Origin of the sequence: Eubacterium sp. BL-380-WT-2B, from assembly GCF_009696115.1 — a bacterium.
Taxonomy (GTDB): domain Bacteria; phylum Bacillota; class Clostridia; order Eubacteriales; family Eubacteriaceae; genus Eubacterium; species Eubacterium callanderi.
Genome location: NZ_VUMP01000012.1, coordinates 45,048 through 61,010, shown reverse-complemented (window position 1 = coordinate 61,010; position 15,963 = coordinate 45,048). Strand labels below are relative to the sequence as shown.

General features: G+C 46.8%; 16 protein-coding genes. 13 read left to right on the top strand and 3 right to left on the bottom strand.

All coding sequences use genetic code 11. The annotated features are described in order from the left end of the window. Window positions 1-5: 5 nt before the first annotated feature. Window positions 6-758 carry a cyclase family protein gene (locus tag FYJ53_RS20035; RefSeq protein ID WP_148428823.1) on the bottom strand — a complete coding sequence of 251 codons (753 nt, stop codon included), beginning with the start codon at window positions 756-758 and terminating at the stop codon, window positions 6-8. A 151-nt stretch (window positions 759-909) separates the two neighbouring features. Between FYJ53_RS20035 and FYJ53_RS20030 the strand changes: the two genes are divergently transcribed. Together FYJ53_RS20030 and FYJ53_RS20025 are read left to right on the top strand one after the other, a co-directional pair. Beyond that, window positions 910-1,296 (top strand): hypothetical protein, encoded by a 387-nt coding sequence (locus FYJ53_RS20030; RefSeq protein WP_143074448.1) that lies wholly within the window; start codon window positions 910-912, stop codon window positions 1,294-1,296. Between the two features lie 12 nt (window positions 1,297-1,308). Then, a complete protein-coding gene (locus FYJ53_RS20025; protein WP_148428825.1) occupies window positions 1,309-2,034 on the top strand; it encodes an adenosylcobinamide amidohydrolase in 726 nt (241 codons plus the stop codon). A gap of 36 nt (window positions 2,035-2,070) precedes the next feature. Here FYJ53_RS20025 and FYJ53_RS20020 read toward each other — a convergent pair whose 3' ends face one another. Next, the gene (locus FYJ53_RS20020) at window positions 2,071-2,775 is read right to left on the bottom strand and encodes a DNA alkylation repair protein (RefSeq protein ID WP_148428827.1); all 705 of its coding nucleotides are present in this window, start codon (window positions 2,773-2,775) and stop codon (window positions 2,071-2,073) included. A 206-nt stretch (window positions 2,776-2,981) separates the two neighbouring features. Between FYJ53_RS20020 and dnaG the strand changes: the two genes are divergently transcribed. From dnaG to FYJ53_RS19965, 11 genes are all read left to right on the top strand, one after another. Then, a complete protein-coding gene (gene dnaG, locus FYJ53_RS20015) occupies window positions 2,982-4,727 on the top strand; it encodes a DNA primase (RefSeq protein WP_227930284.1) in 1,746 nt (581 codons plus the stop codon). 115 nt (window positions 4,728-4,842) lie between these two features. Beyond that, window positions 4,843-5,946: an RNA polymerase sigma factor RpoD gene (gene rpoD / locus FYJ53_RS20010; RefSeq protein ID WP_371720687.1), complete on the top strand. Its 1,104-nt coding sequence runs from the start codon at window positions 4,843-4,845 to the stop codon at window positions 5,944-5,946. A 1-nt stretch (window position 5,947) separates the two neighbouring features. Further along, window positions 5,948-6,643 carry a class I SAM-dependent methyltransferase gene (locus FYJ53_RS20005; protein WP_148428831.1) on the top strand — a complete coding sequence of 232 codons (696 nt, stop codon included), beginning with the start codon at window positions 5,948-5,950 and terminating at the stop codon, window positions 6,641-6,643. Then, entirely contained in the window at window positions 6,624-7,742 is a 1,119-nt protein-coding gene (locus tag FYJ53_RS20000) for a Nif3-like dinuclear metal center hexameric protein (protein WP_090415187.1), read from the top strand. Before FYJ53_RS20005 ends, FYJ53_RS20000 begins: the two co-directional genes overlap by 20 nt. Window positions 7,743-7,774: 32 nt before the next feature. Beyond that, entirely contained in the window at window positions 7,775-8,767 is a 993-nt protein-coding gene (gene galE, locus FYJ53_RS19995; protein WP_013380355.1) for a UDP-glucose 4-epimerase GalE, read from the top strand. A 148-nt stretch (window positions 8,768-8,915) separates the two neighbouring features. After that, window positions 8,916-10,700: an indolepyruvate ferredoxin oxidoreductase subunit alpha gene (gene iorA / locus FYJ53_RS19990; RefSeq protein WP_013380356.1), complete on the top strand. Its 1,785-nt coding sequence runs from the start codon at window positions 8,916-8,918 to the stop codon at window positions 10,698-10,700. Between the two features lies 1 nt (window position 10,701). Then, window positions 10,702-11,277: an indolepyruvate oxidoreductase subunit beta gene (locus tag FYJ53_RS19985; protein ID WP_154557699.1), complete on the top strand. Its 576-nt coding sequence runs from the start codon at window positions 10,702-10,704 to the stop codon at window positions 11,275-11,277. A gap of 6 nt (window positions 11,278-11,283) precedes the next feature. Continuing rightward, a complete protein-coding gene (locus tag FYJ53_RS19980; protein WP_148428835.1) occupies window positions 11,284-11,562 on the top strand; it encodes a cysteine-rich small domain-containing protein in 279 nt (92 codons plus the stop codon). A 29-nt stretch (window positions 11,563-11,591) separates the two neighbouring features. After that, window positions 11,592-12,242 (top strand): glycerol-3-phosphate 1-O-acyltransferase PlsY, encoded by a 651-nt coding sequence (gene plsY / locus FYJ53_RS19975; RefSeq protein ID WP_148428837.1) that lies wholly within the window; start codon window positions 11,592-11,594, stop codon window positions 12,240-12,242. A gap of 21 nt (window positions 12,243-12,263) precedes the next feature. Beyond that, complete coding sequence (locus FYJ53_RS19970; protein ID WP_013380360.1) at window positions 12,264-12,497, top strand: hypothetical protein; 234 nt, start codon at window positions 12,264-12,266, stop codon at window positions 12,495-12,497. 194 nt (window positions 12,498-12,691) lie between these two features. Beyond that, entirely contained in the window at window positions 12,692-15,631 is a 2,940-nt protein-coding gene (locus FYJ53_RS19965) for a vitamin B12-dependent ribonucleotide reductase (protein WP_090415192.1), read from the top strand. A gap of 73 nt (window positions 15,632-15,704) precedes the next feature. On the opposite strand, the gene FYJ53_RS19960 is transcribed toward FYJ53_RS19965, so the two are convergent. Further along, window positions 15,705-15,905, bottom strand: coding sequence for a CsbD family protein (locus FYJ53_RS19960; RefSeq protein ID WP_154557698.1), 201 nt, complete (start codon window positions 15,903-15,905; stop codon window positions 15,705-15,707). Window positions 15,906-15,963: the final 58 nt, after the last annotated feature.

Here is a 15,963-nt window from a genome sequence, read left to right as displayed (position 1 = left end):
ACGGGTCAGGCTTCACAGAGGGCAAAGCATCTTGCCGGGAAACCGGACGCGTTCTTTGCCTTGGGGAAGGTACAGAAGATAATTGCGCCAGCTGGCGGGACCTTGTCAAGATTTGCCATGACCTCAATTTGAATGCGGTTCTGGCTTAAAATATAGGTTTCGCTTTCCATGGGCTTGTCCTCTTCAAGGGCTGGCGGTGCGGTGTCAAAGGCTTCATGGCCAATGGCACCCACGTTGCGTTCTTCAACGAGGAATTTAATGGCTTCAAGGCTCCAGCCTGGATAGTGGACGTTTCCTTTTTCGTCAAATTCCATGCAGTCTTTTTCATCCGGCCAGCGTTTACACCAGTCAGAGCGCATGGCGACAAAGGCACCGTCCGGAATTTGTCCGTAGCTTTCTTCAAAGATTCTGATATCCGCGATGCTCAGCGCATAGTCAGGATTGGCAGCGACCTGGTTATGCACGTCAATGACGCATAGGGGATAGGTGAACTCGGTCACCTCAATTTCATCCAGTGTCCGGCCTTCCGGATAGAAATGAATGGGTGCGTCTACGTGGGTGCCATACTGGCCGACAACAGTAAACTGCTGAGTTTGAAAAATGTCACCGTTTTTGTAATCATAGACAAGCTTGGTTGTCATGGCGGGGAAGCCTTGCCAATGCGGGCTGTCATCATCAAAAGCATGGGTCAGGTCTACCCATTTGTAGGATGGAGATTTTAGTTCTGCAAGCAGAGACCATAATTTTGGTGTTGCCATTCTGAATCCTCCTTTAAAGCTCTAAAGCTTATTTTTCTTATATTTTATAATAGGATGTTGTATACGTCAACATTTAGAATTGTTTCCCGACTGCAATCTTTTGTGCTATAATAGTCACAAAAAACATTTTATGAAAAATCAGGACAGAGCAATGCTACAAAAAATGACAAAAACAGGAAAAATCTTTTTCTTTATCAGCTTGATAAGCGTTCTTTACGCCGCTTTTTTAGTTTATGCCAAAATGGCAGGAATGGTCATTAAGGATTATGGCGATTTATTATTTTTATATTATACCATTCAGGTTATCGTGCTGGTGGTGCCCATGGGGGTCCATGTTTTTCAGGGGTGGATGAATGAAGAAGACCTCAGAGCTGTCACGACCGCTGCCTTTATTAATATTATTATTTACTCGGTTATCAGTATCTGCTTCGGCCTTTTTTATACATATGTGGCCGATATGGCTGCAATGCTGGCAGATATTTTAAACGGCGTTTTTCTGGTATGCGTTATTTTCTGGTACCGGCAGATGATGGGGTAAAGGATCGTGCACATGAGAGAATATAAGCTGGCAACCGGTGATACGGCGCGTCTTGACCACCGGGCCGCTATTATCAGTCTTGAGGATGAGCGCCGGGTACTCAGCAGCTCGCTTTTAAATGGCGGGCTGAGAAGTGATTTGAACTTTGTGTTCAACTATGACGAGCTGGAAGAAAAAACCAAGCGTTGTGAAATGCTGGCCCCTACCCACGAGGAACATTTGAAGATTGTGGCGGAAAATATTTTAAAATTGCCACTGCGCCAGACTACTGGGCTGACTACCGCGGCACAGATGCGCAACGCGGCATTCTGTGAGGCCGCCTATGGTGCGATGACAGTATCCGCGCTTGTGACAGCAGGCGTGTCGGGGAATGCGCTGCGTGCGGGTGACCGGGCAACCCTCGATCAGAAGGATGGCCGGCCATTCATACTTGGCGGCACCATCAATGTAATTCTTGCAATCGACGCCGATTTACCGGACGGCACCATGCTTCAGGCTTTTATGACCTGTACCGAGGCTAAAACAGCTGCGCTTGAACGTTTGGGGTGCAGAAGTGTGGTTTCGGATGGCGGAGCGACCGGCACTGGTACTGACGGCGTCATCATTATTGCGAAGCCGGACTCGGAGCTGCGCATGACAGACGCCGGAAAGCATTTTAAGCTTGGAGAGCTGATCGGCCAGACCGTTGAAACAGCGGTGCGGAAAGCTCTGTACCAGCAGGAAGGATGGACGAGTTAGCCGGAGAAATAGAGATCAAGGTACATTTTTAGAGAATCAAAGGGGTGCTTTAGGGTCTTTTTTTATCAGCCTTATTCGGTTTTTTTCTTCTGGTGAAACCTGTCTGGATTCAATGATTTTCTGCAGGGCCTTATTATAAGTAAAGGGTTCCAAGGCATTTTCACCCAAAAGATAGGACCTGGTAATATCCGGAAAGCGGACATAACACATGGACAACGCCCAGGCCACTGCCATTTTCACATAGTAGTCCTCATGGCGGACTGTGTCCAAAAGCTTGATGACCTGATGGATATGGGCTTTATCGATGTAATAGAACAAAAGCATTACGACGCCGAAACGGAGTGTAAAAGCGTCTGAGGCTGTAAGCTTGGATAAGATGAACGTCCAGAATTGCTCTGGGTAAACTTTAGCATATTTTAAACCGCTGCAAAAACTGTCGCAAACAGACCAGTTGTCAATTTTGGGTATAAAAATATTGATGGACTCCAGAACAGAATCCAGTCCTGCTTTTTCAGGGTTCAGGTAGCCAATCACCATTCCTTTGAGCATTTTTTCTTCAAAATAATCTTCAGGCCCCTGCGTCAAAAAAAGCAAATAATCCTCTTTTGCAATACGTTTCGCAATTTTTCTTAGTGCAGGAAGACGGACTCCTATCAGTTCGCAATGATCTGGCAGTAACTTTTTCTGAAATCTGCGATAATCCTCCTCTGTGAGTAAAAACAGTTCTTCGCGTATGGTCATGTAATCCTCCTTATAGCGTTTATATTATAGCATAATCCCAAGAGAATAAAATCGGATTAAACCTTAAAAAAATTAAGAAAACCCTCTGCATTTTTACGTTTTAAAAAAAGTTATTCTTTTTTAGAGGATATTCATGTAAAAAAAAGAATAATATTCAAGTACCCTTTGGTACAAATATGAGATATTACAGGGAAAGTGGTGAGAAGATGGCGCCTCGTTATAGTGAAGAAGTTATTAACCAGGTGCTGCAGGCCAACGATATTGTCGACGTTGTATCAGAATATGTGACACTGAAAAAAGCCGGAAGCTCCTATAAGGGGAAGTGTCCTTTTCATAACGAAAAGACCGCATCTTTTACAGTGTCGCCGGATAAGCAGCTGTATCACTGCTTTGGCTGTGGCGTAGGAGGGAATGTTATTGGCTTTGTCATGGCCATTGAAAATCTTCCTTTTGTGGATGCGCTGAAATTTTTAGCAAGACGGGCGCATATTATTCTGCCAGAAAACGGCAGCAGTGCTGAGGATAGTGAACGATACCGGAAAAAAGAACGCCTCTATGAACTGCACCGTGAGCTGGCTAACTATTATTATCTTTGTCTTAAAAAAAATCGAAACGCGCAGTACTATCTGGCGGGCCGTAAAATCACACCGGAAACCATTAAGGCTTACGGTCTTGGGCTGGCGCCAGACGGCTGGCAGAACGCCCTGGGGTTCCTGCGGCAAAAGGGGTATACTGATCAGGAGATGCTGGACTCCGGACTCGTGATGCGCAGTGAAAATGGGCGTATGTACGATCGCTTCAGGAACCGCATCATGTTTCCGATTCTGAACGCAACAGGCAGGATTATCGGCTTTGGCGGCAGGCGGATCAACGAGGATGATCATGGACCAAAGTATTTGAACTCACCGGAAACCATGGTTTTTTCAAAGGGAACCGAGCTTTTTAATATGAATCACGCCAAGAGCAATATTGTCGGCGGGCAGATGCTCATCGTCGAGGGCTATATGGATGTGATCTCGCTTTATCAATATGGCGTGCGCAATACGGTAGCTGCGCTTGGCACGGCTTTTACGGCTTATCATGCCGCCCTTTTAGGGCGTTATGTAGGCGAGGTGGTGCTCTGCTTTGACGGCGATGCTGCCGGAGAGAGTGCGACGCAAAAAGCCATTGCGATCTTGAAAAATACACCGTTGAATGTTAAAATATTAAGGTTACCCATTGAGGATGACCCAGACACCTATATCCAGAAACATGGAAAAGATGCCTTTGAAAAAAAGGTCACTGAAGCCATCACCATCGTCGAGTACGAAATTGGCCTTCTAAGAAAGAAGTTTGATCTCAGCCAGACCGATGGTCGGATTAAATATATCAATCAGGCCATTGCAGTACTCAGACAGCTCTCCGATGAGGTTCAGATTGATCTCTACAGCAAGCGCCTTGCCAGAGAAACCGGGATTGACCTGAAGGTCATAAGACGGGAGGTATACCGTAAAAAGCCCGTGGATCTGACAGAAGAGGATGTTGGCGAAAAGATCGACTACTGGCAAAAAATGCCAAAAGCCTACGAGGAAGCCCAGATTCTTTTTCTGAGAAAGGGTATGCTGGAGCCAGAGGTCTTTAAATCCGGGAGGCTGAGGGCAGAGCACTTTAGTCCGGGATTTTTCAGAGAGCTTTATGAGCTTATTACAGGGCTGTTTGAAAAGGGAGAGCAGATATCGCCGGCAGCGCTCATGAATCATTTTGAGGATGTGGAGCAGGTGAAGCCGGTATCCGCTATTTTGATGGACGATACCCCTATCGAAAGCGCAAAGCTTGAGGAATGTATCAAAACCATCATGTATTTTTACCGGTCTGCCGAAATAGAGCGGATAAAACAGGAAATCAGTAAAGCGAGCGAGGAGGAAGCCGCCGTTTTAATGGATAAAATGATCACATTGAAAAAAGAAATGTAACAAGTTATGATCGAAAGTCAGGAGGATATAAATGGCTGAAGCAAAGAAGAAAAAAGTAAAACCAGATATGGAGGAACTGCTCGACGAGGTTGATGCAATTGCTGATCTGGAGGCAATGCCGGAAGTTCAGACACTGATCAAGCGCGGAAAGGAAAAGGGTTCTTTAAACAACGCCGATTTTGAGGAAGTGCTTGAAAAGACCGATCTAGACCCGGAAGAGATTGATTCCATCTATCTGCTTTTGCAGAAGGAAGGCATTGACCTGACCTTCCAGGATATGGATATTGAGACAGATGATATTGATCTGGATATCGACATTGATGTGGCAGAGCTGGAAGAAATTGAGATTGAGGATGATCCCGTCAAGGATATTGACCTGGGGGACAGCGTCAGCGTCAATGATCCTGTCCGTTTGTATTTAAAGGAAATCGGCAAGGTGCCGCTTTTAACCGCAGAACAGGAAATGGGCATCGCTAAGCGTATGGAAGCCGGTGATGATGAAGCCAAGAAAGAGCTGGCTGAGGCAAATCTGCGTCTGGTTGTCAGCATCGCCAAACGCTATGTGGGGCGTGGTATGTCCTTTCTGGACCTCATTCAGGAGGGAAACCTTGGCCTGATTAAGGCGGTAGAAAAATTTGACTATACCAAGGGCTTTAAGTTCAGTACCTATGCGACCTGGTGGATTCGACAGGCCATCACCCGCGCCATTGCGGATCAGGCCAGAACCATTCGTATTCCTGTGCATATGGTTGAGACCATCAACAAGCTCATTCGTGTGTCCAGACAGCTGCTTCAGGAGCTCGGACGTGAACCCACGCCGGCAGAAATCGGTAAAGAGATGGGCTTTTCAGAGGAAAAGGTTCGAGAAATTCAGAAAATTGCTCAGGATCCTGTGTCCCTGGAAACCCCAATCGGCGAGGAAGAGGACAGCCATCTGGGTGACTTCATTGAGGACGACAATGCCCCGGCGCCATCAGAAGCAGCGTCCTATGCGCTTTTGAAAGAACAGCTTATGGAAGTGCTCAACACACTGACCGAGCGTGAAGAAAAAGTTCTGCGCCTGCGTTTTGGGCTGGATGACGGACGTGCCCGCACTCTCGAAGAGGTTGGCAAGGAGTTCAATGTTACCAGAGAACGTATCCGTCAGATTGAAGCCAAGGCGCTTAGAAAGCTGAGACACCCGAGCAGAAGTAAAAAATTAAAGGATTATTTGACCTAAAATGATGACACCACGTTTGCAGGTGATTGCAGATAATGTATTAAAAAATGAAAGCATGGCAGATATCGGTACAGACCACGGATATCTGCCTGTTTATCTAATGGAGCAGGGCTTTATTCCGCGCGCTGTCGCGGCGGATATCAATGAAAAGCCTCTCAGGAAAGCGGAGCGGCTTGTGGCCCGGTCGGGCTATGAGAAGCAGATTGAAACGCGCCTGGGTTCAGGCCTTTCTGTGCTGAGCCCCGGAGAAGCCGGGACGATTGTCATGGCGGGTATGGGCGGCTATTTGATAAGAGATCTTCTGACAGAATCCCCAGATGTCGCGGCCTCGGCAAAACGCCTGGTGCTCCAGCCCATGAACAATGCCTTTATTGTCAGGCATTTTCTGGAGGACAATGGCTTCTTGATCGTCAATGAGGATCTGGCAAAAGAAGAACGCAGGATCTATGAAATCATAGTAGCTGAAAAGGGTGAAATGTCCATTGAAAACGATCTGGATTACCTGATTGGCTATGAGGCCAAAAGGCGTGAACATCCGCTTCTGCCAGAGCTGATTGACCGTAAGCTGGAGCTTGAAAATAAGATAATCGAGAATACAAAAAACAAGTACACAGAAATGGCCAGAGAACAGTATCAGAAAAGCACAGCCATCGCAGCTGCGCTGATGGAGGTAAAAAATGGCTGTAAAATGCAGTGAAATAACAAAAGTGATTGAGACTGTGGCCCCGAGAAACCTTGCGGAGTCCTGGGATAACGTCGGTCTTCAGATCGGCTCTTTCCAGAAAAGGGTGAAAAAAGTACTGCTGACGCTGGATGTGACAGAGGCTGTCGTGCGGGAAGCCGTTGTGGAAAAAGCAGATATGATTATTGCACACCACCCTTTTATTTTTAACGGCATCAAATCCATTTGTACCGATGAGCTGAAGGGAAAGATTGTGGCAGAGCTGATCCGCAATGACATCAGCCTGTATGTAGCGCACACTAATCTGGATAAGGCAGAGCTTGGCCTCAATGATTATATCGCAAAGACACTCGGCATTGAGAAACGCCAGCCTCTGGACCCTTCCGATGAGGATAAGCTCTATAAAATCGTGGTTTATGTGCCGGTAGATTACACGGATAAAATTGTTGAAGTGATGGGGGACAGCGGCGCTGGCTTTATCGGCAACTACAGCCACTGCACCTACCGCACCGTGGGTCAGGGAACCTTCAAGCCCCTTGAAGGTACAGATCCTTTTATCGGTGAGGAGGGTGAAGTGACAACCGTCAAAGAGGATCGTGTGGAAACCATTATTGACGGTAGGATGATGAAAACTCTCATTCAAAAGCTTAAAAAGGTTCATCCATACGAGGAGATGGCTTATGATTTATATCCCCTTGAGAACGGTTTGCTTTTAAACCAGAATGGTCTTGGCAAAATTGGCACCTTAAAAGAAGCTATGGCGCCAGATGCCTTTATAGCGCATGTAAAAAAAGCGTTGAACCTTTCCCATGTAAGGGCTGCGGGGAACGAGCCGTCAAAGGTCAAAAAGGTGGCTCTGTGCACGGGCAGTGGAGCAGAGTTTATCGGACTGGCAAAGGTCAAAAAGGCGGATGTTTACATTACCGGAGATTTGAAATACCACGACGCCCAGAGGGCGGCTGAAAATAACCTGTGGGTTCTTGACGCCGGTCACTTTGGGACCGAAAAAATGGTCGTGGGACTGCTTGAAAACCTGCTTCGGGAAAATGTGAACGATCCGGAGATTGAGTATGTCCGGTCAAATTTCAATGAAGATTTTATGCGCTATTATTAAGCAGAATGGACAGAGTATAAGGAGACAGATAGATGAAAGTTTTAGTTTGCGGCGGGGCCGGCTATATCGGGTCCCATGTAGTCCGGGCGCTTCTGGACAAAGGTTACGGGGTAGTGGTACTGGATAATCTGTCCACCGGACACCGTCAGTCGGTTCCGGAAGGAGCAGCGCTGGAGGTTGGCGATATTCGTGATGCGGCCTGTCTTGAGAGACTGTTTTTGCGCCACGAGGTTGACTGTGTCATGCATTTCTGCGCGAATTCACTGGTGGGTGAGAGCATGGAAAAGCCCATTGAGTATTATGACAATAATGTTTACGGGACACTGTGCCTGCTGCGTTCCATGGTCAACAATGACATTAAGCATTTTATTTTCTCATCGACCGCGGCGACCTACGGTGAGCCGGAACGACTGCCCATTGATGAGGACACACCCAAGCATCCCACCAACACCTACGGCGAGACAAAGCTGGCTGTTGAGAAAATGCTGCATTGGATGGAGGTGGCCTACGGACTTCACTACAAGGTGTTCCGCTATTTCAACGCTTCCGGAGCACACCCAAGCGGAGAGATCGGCGAGGACCACGCGCCGGAAACCCACCTGATCCCGCTGATTTTAAAAACAGCCCAGGGCATTCGCGATAAGATTTATGTCTTTGGCGATGACTATGATACCCCAGACGGCAGCTGTATCCGCGATTATATCCATGTCATGGACATTGCGGAGGCCCATATTCTGGGCATGGAGGATCTGGTTAAATCCGAAACCAGTGATGTTTATAATCTTGGCAACGGCAATGGCTTCTCAGTTCTGGAAGTCATTGAAAAGGTTAAAGCGGTTACCGGAAAAGACTTTGAGGTTGAAATCACAGACCGCCGGGCAGGCGACCCGGGAGTCTTAATTGCCAGTTCAGAAAAAGCACAAAAAGCACTGGGCTGGTCACCGGTCAATTCATCACTTGAATACATCATCGAAACTGCCTGGAAATGGCATCAGGGGCATCCCGAGGGCTACGGCCTTGTCTGATGTGCCTTATAAAAAACATGAAACAGCCATTGATTCTTTGAATTCGTGTATGGTTTAGTGTATAATTATAAAAATAAGTTATGAAACAGTAAAATTTTATTCTGTCACAAGGACGGGCGGTTCCCGCCCTTACAGGAGAGGAGAGAATATGAAGAAATTATTAACAGGCAATGAAGCCATTGCCCGTGGGGCCTGGGAGGCCGGCGTTAAATTTGCCACTGCTTATCCAGGAACACCCAGCACAGAAATCCTTGAGAATGTAGCGACCTATGACGGCATTGTTTCCGAATGGGCGCCAAATGAAAAAGTAGCGGTTGAAGCGGCTGCAGGCGCTTCGATTGCCGGTATCCGAACCCTTGCTGCAATGAAACATGTTGGGGTAAACGTTGCGGCTGATCCGATTTTTACTTTCGCTTATCTTGGCGTTAACGGAGGATCTGTTATCATAACCGCCGATGAGCCTGGTATGCACTCATCCCAGAATGAGCAGGATAACCGCAATTATGCGCGCCATGCCAAGATGCCAATGTTCGAACCATCTGACAGCCAGGAAGCCAAGGATATGCTTAAGGACGCTTATGAGGTAAGTGAAACCTATGACTGTCCGGTGCTTTACCGCATGACTACCCGCGTCTGCCATTCCAAATCCATTGTCCAATGTGAAGACCGTGTGGAAGTGGACGATAAAGAATATGTAAAAGATATTATGAAAAACTGCCCGCTGCCAGCTCATGCCCGCGTTATGCAGGTTAAGCTTGCCAAAAATTTTGAAAAGCTGGCAGAATATACCGAAACTTCTAAATGGAACTATATCGAAGACAATCAGAAGGAAATTGGCGTTATCGCGTCTGGCGTAGCTTTTCGCTATGCTAAGGAAGTTTTTGGCGATAGTGCCTCTTACCTGAAACTGGGCTTCTCATATCCACTGCCCAAAAAGCTGATCGCTGAATTTGCAGATAAGGTTAAGAAGATTTATGTCCTTGAAGAAAATGATCCGATTCTCGAAACCGAAATCAAGGCCATGGGCATTGACGTTATTGGAAAAGACGTGTTCCCGGCCATGGGAGAGCTGACACCGGAACGTATCCGTGAAGCACTTTACGGTAAAAGCGAAGTGACCCTTGCACCCGACCCCGAAAAGATTGTCGGCCGTCCGCCGGCATTTTGTGCAGGCTGTCCTCACCGCGGTATTTTCTATGAGCTGGGGCGCCGTAAAAATATTATGATTTTCAGTGATATCGGATGCTATTCCTTAGGTTTGACACCGCCGTACAACGCGACTGACGCCATGATCTGTATGGGCGCCAGCATCAGTGGAGGACACGGTGTGGCAAAGGCCATGAGTATTAAGAATAACGACATGAAAGTCGTTTCTGTCATCGGCGATTCAACCTTCTTCCACTCCGGAATGACCAGTCTCATGGATGTTACCTACAATAAGAGCAATGTTCTGACTGTTATCCTGGACAACCGCATCACCGGCATGACCGGCCATCAGGAAAATCCAGGCAGCGGCTATGACTTAAAAGGCGAACCGGCACCGATTATGGATATCGAAACCATTGTCCGCGCACTTGGCGTTAAAAATGTCCGCACTGTCGATCCAAACAATCTTGAGGAAACTGACGCGGCCCTTGACTGGGGGCTGTCCAACGATGAAGCTTCTGTCATTATCACACGCTGGCCGTGTGCCCTCAAACGTTTTTCTCAGGCCGATAAAGAAGAGTTCCCAGAAGCCTTCAAACGCCACTGCAAGGTCGATACCGATCTCTGTATTGGCTGTAAGAAATGCCTGAAATCCGGCTGTCCTGCTTTAGCCTTTAACTCTACCGTACCGAAAAAATCCGGTATTTTGGAAGAATCATGTCTGGGCTGTGAGGTTTGCCTGCAAATCTGCCCGAAACATGCCATTTATGTAGAGGAGGAAAAGTAGAATGAAAACAAAAAATATATTATTGGTTGGTGTCGGCGGCCAGGGAACCATCACAGCTGCAAAGCTGCTGACCACTGGCTTGATGGAAGCCGGCTATGACGTAAAGATGAGTGAAATCCACGGCATGAGCCAGCGCGGCGGCTCTGTTTCTTCTCAGGTTCGCTATGGGGATGACGTTCAGTCACCGGTTATCGAGATGGGAACAGCGGATATCATTGTCGCTTTTGAAAAAATGGAAGCACTGCGTTATATTGACTTTTTAAAGGAAGACGGAAAGATTATTGTCAATGATGCAGAAATCTGGCCGCTGCCGGTCGTTATCGGCAAAGCGACTTACCCGGAAAAAATTCTGGAAACATTGCAGGAAAAGGCCAATGTCCGTGTGATGAACGCTTCTGCCCTGGCAGAGGAAATGGGCAACCTCAAGGTTATGAATGTGATTCTGCTGGGCGCTATCATTAAATCCATGGGGCTTCAGGATATTAACTGGGATGAGATCATCCGGAATAATGTAAAACCTAAATTTGTTGATTTAAATATTAAAGCGATGGCTGTCGGAATGGACGCTGTCAACTAAAAAGCTATGTGTAAAAAAGAATTTGAAACAGAAAACTTTAAATTTTTCCAGAACAGGGACTGTGAGTACTTCCCCTGTCACAAAACGGAAAACCCGGATGAGTTTAACTGTTTGTTTTGTTACTGTCCTTTATATGCGCTGGGAAGGGACTGCGGCGGTGGTTTTGAATACACGGAAAAGGGTATAAAGAACTGTACAAATTGCCTTGCTCCCCATAAAAAAGAGAACTATGACCGGATCATTGAAAAACTCCTGATCCTTATTGAGCGCGTTAGAGAGCAGTAGCTCAGGATTATGTGTGAGGAGAGTTTAGTATGAGTATACTTATTGGCTTGATTTTGGTTGTGGCGGCCTATTTTATCGGTAATCTTGACTTTGCCTATATTATGGTTCGCGCTGTAAAGGGTGAGGATGTCCGTAATTACGGAAGCGGCAACGCGGGTACAACAAATGTACTCCGGACAATGGGCCTGAAATATGCCATTCCTGTTTTTGTTCTAGATGCGCTTAAAGGCTCTGTCGTGATTCTTGCTGCCAGACTGCTCGGCTTCAGTGAAGCCTGGGTCGCAGCTGCGGGGATCGCAGTAGTCTGCGGCCATAACTGGCCGGTCTGTCTCGGCTTTAGAGGCGGAAAGGGGACAGCTACCTCCATCGGCGTTTTTATTGTCTTTGACTGGCCAGTTGCCCTGATCTGTATTGCTGTTGGACTGATCTTCCTGGCCATTTTCAGAATGATGTCACTGACTTCCATTATCGGGATGGTATCCCTTCCGATTGCGGTTCTTATTAAAAGTATTTTTATTACACATGGGGCTGTTTTTACACCCGAACTGGTTTTTGCCTTGTTTCTCTGCTGCTCAACCGTATTCCAGCACCGCGCCAACATCAAGCGGATTGCAGCTGGTACTGAGAGCAAGGTAGGGCAGAAGGTTAAAATGGGTGGAGACGATAAGAAAGGCAACTAAACTTTGAAAGGAGACATGAAAATGTCAAATCATAAAAAAGTCGTTGTTGCTGGACAGGAAAAATCCATTTGTGAAGCGGAGCCTGAGGTCAGACGTCAATCCCTGACAGATGATGCAATGGAATCAGTCTCGGTGGAGGAAACCCATGAAGCCGGTACCTTTGAAAAAGATGTTATCGGAACTGAAGAAGCGGCGACCAACGCTGCTGTAGATTTAGATGTTTTAGAAGAACAGGAAGAAAATCAAAAATCCTGATTCTGACTGGTGTTTCAAGGAGACTCTCAAAGCAGAGAGTCTCTTTTTACTGTTTCTGTTTTCTTTTTACAAGAAAGTTGATGTGGATTACAAGAATTTATTTCACGTATTATACCAGATATATGTTATAATAAAAATCGGCGCCGCACATCTTGTGGACGCCTTTACAAACCGATTTTATAAGGAGTTTAAGATTGAAAGAGCTGAAAGATCTATTTAAAAGACATTTTACGAAGGAACTGGAAGGCAGTGATAAGACTGTCTACGATCTTTTCGAGTGGCAGAATGTTGACGTCAATTTAACAAATTATCAGACGGGCGCGACCATTTTATCCATGGAAGATCTTGAATTTCCAGTTGATTATTCGCAAAATGCCTGTAATATTATAGCCAGCAAGTATTTCAGACGGCGGGGAATCCCTAACGGTCTGGGCTATGAACACAGCATGCGCGAGGTTGCTGACCGGATGGTTGGCTTCTGGGCAGATGCTTTGAAAGAAGAAGGCATTATTGAGACTGAGGAAGAGTGGCAGATTTTTTACGATGAGATGGTTTACGCCCTTCTGAAACAGATGTGGGCGCCAAATTCACCGCAGTGGTTTAATACTGGTCTGTCCAGAAGCTATGGCATCAAGGGTGATAAGGACGATCTTTATTACTATGACGAGGCAGCCGGTGAGGTTAAAGAATCAGACGACCGCTATACCCGGACACAATCCAGCGCCTGTTTTATTTTATCTATTGAGGATAAGCTGCTCGGCCATCACTCCATTTCTGAGCACTATGTCAGTGAGACCAAGCTGTTTAAAGGCGGATCCGGTGTTGGTACGAACTTTTCATCGCTTCGCGGTGTGAATGAAAAATTGTCAAGCGGCGGGCAGTCCTCAGGAATGATGAGTTTTCTGCAGGGGCTTGACCGCAATGCGGGTGCCATTAAGTCCGGCGGCACCACAAGACGCGCGGCTAAAATGGTCATTGTAGATGTTGATCATCCTGAGATTGAAGAATTTGTAGACTGGAAGGTTAAGGAAGAAGATAAAGTCCGCGCCCTTGGAAAGATGGGCTATGATATTTCTATGGATGGTGAGGCATACCGCACGGTTGCAGGGCAGAACTCAAATAACTCCGTCCGTTTAAATAAAGAATTCATGGACGCTGTCATCAATCTTGAGCACGAGCCAGATCACAAGATGACCTTGAAGGGCCGTGTGGACGACGCGGTTAACCGCGAAGTATCTGTCAAAGAACTCTGGCAGAAAATTAATACAGCCTCATGGGCCTGCGCCGATCCAGGGCTTCAGTTCGACGACCTGTTTAACGCCTGGCACACCTGCCCCGGCGGCGAAGACGGCGATACCTCCAAAAAAGAAAACCGGATCAACGCGACAAACCCATGCTCAGAGTATGCTTTTTTAAATGATACTGCCTGTAACCTGGCATCCATCAATATTTTCCGTTTCTTTGACCCGGAAACCAACAAAATTGATATTGAACGCTTTTCACATTTAGCGGGACTGATCCAGCTGGTGCTGGAGGCTTCCATTTACTGGGGACAGTTCCCAACAGAAGATGTGGCGAGAAAAAGCTACCTTTTCCGCACCACCGGCCTGGGCCTTGCCAATGCTGCGTCATTGATTCTGGCGCTGGGCTATCCCTATGATTCCGATGAAGCGCGAAACCTGATCGCGGCCTTATGCGGCATTATGACGGGACATTCCTACTATGTTTCAGCAATGATGGCAGGAAAAGTTGGTCCTTTTGCGAAATATGAGATTAACAGCCCTTATATGAAGCGTGTTATCCGTAATCACAGCCGTGTCGCGGGCTATCTGGCCGATGATTATGAAGAAATGACTTATGAGCCTCTTAAAATCAATCATGAGCTTTTAGAAGAGATGGGTTTCCTGAATATCAGCAGCCGTATCAAGGACGCGTGGAAGGATGCCATTGATTATGGTGAAGCAAACGGCTACCGCAACGCACAGGTTAGTGTTATCGCACCGACTGGTACGATTTCCTTTGCCATGGACTGCGGCGCCACCTCTGTCGAGCCCTTTTACAATCATGTGGTATTCAAAAAGCTGGTAGGCGGCGGCTCCATGGAAATTGTGAATCCTGTGATGGAGATTGCCCTCAGGAATCTGGGCTATAAGCCAAAAGAAATCTCCGATATTCTCGGCTACATGCTGGATAAGGACGAAAAGGGTTATCTGCGTCATGACAGCCTGTCCGGCGCTCCGCATATCAAGCCCGAACATATTCCGGTTTTTGATACAGCGAATACTATCCGTCCAGAGGGCCATGTGCTCATGGTTTCAGCCATCACGCCAATGATCAGCGGCTCTGTTTCCAAGACCGTTAATCTGCCGTCAGACGCTGAGATAGAGGATGTTAAGAAAATTCATCTTCTGGCCTACACGACCGGCGCTAAGGCCATTGCCGTTTACCGCGATGGCTGTAAGGCCTCACAGCCCTTAAGCTCCGGTAAGCAGGAGGAAGGCGAAAAGCATCTGGAGGATTGTTCTTATAAAGAGCTCCTGGAATTTGCAAGAGACTGTAACCAGGGTGTGCCTAACCGGCGCAAGCCAGACGGTATGCGTATGAGCCGTACCCATGCCGCTAAGATCGGCGATATTGAGCTTTATATCACTATCGGTTTCTACGACGATGGTAAAATTGCAGAAATTTTTGTCTCTACCGATAAGGATGGCACAGTGGTTAAGGGCCTGCTGGCTTCATTGTCCAAGTCCATCTCCAATATGCTTCAGTACAATATCCCGCCGGAAAAAATTTCCATTATGCTGAGAGGCCAGAAGTACGAGCCGTCAGGCTTTGTACAGAGGCACCCATACATTAAATACGCGTCCTCGATTTCTGACTTGATTTCAAAAGTGATTGATATTGAATGCGGCGATTACTCAAAATGCCAGGTAAAACCAAAGGCGCCTCTTGCCAAGGTAGATGCCAGCACAGCGGCTCCGACGCCGGAAACAGTGCCGCTTCAGATGGAAATGGAAATTGAGGGTGAAAAACTCTATGGGGAAGTGTGCAGCCAGTGCGGCAGTGACCGCATGGTCCGCAATGGTACCTGTAAGGTTTGCATGGACTGTGGCACCACCACAGGCTGTAGTTGATTAAATTAAACATCAAAAAATAAATAAACCGGGATATTCAACTTGGAATATCCCGGTTTTTTATATCAAGGTTTTATTTATTCAGACGATCTTTTACATCATCTGCGACATCTTTTGCTTTTTCTTTTACGTCATTTGCCTTTTCTTTGATTTTTCCGGCAGCTTTGTCCATCATGCCCTCAGCCTGCATGCCTTTGTTGCCAGTTGCACCGCCGACACGGTCTTTCACTTCGCCTTTTGCCTGATCGACAAAACCTGTTTTATCATTGCTCATTGTAAAGCCTCCTTAATAAGAATTGTTAGTTTTTATATACCCCCTAGTCAGATGATAA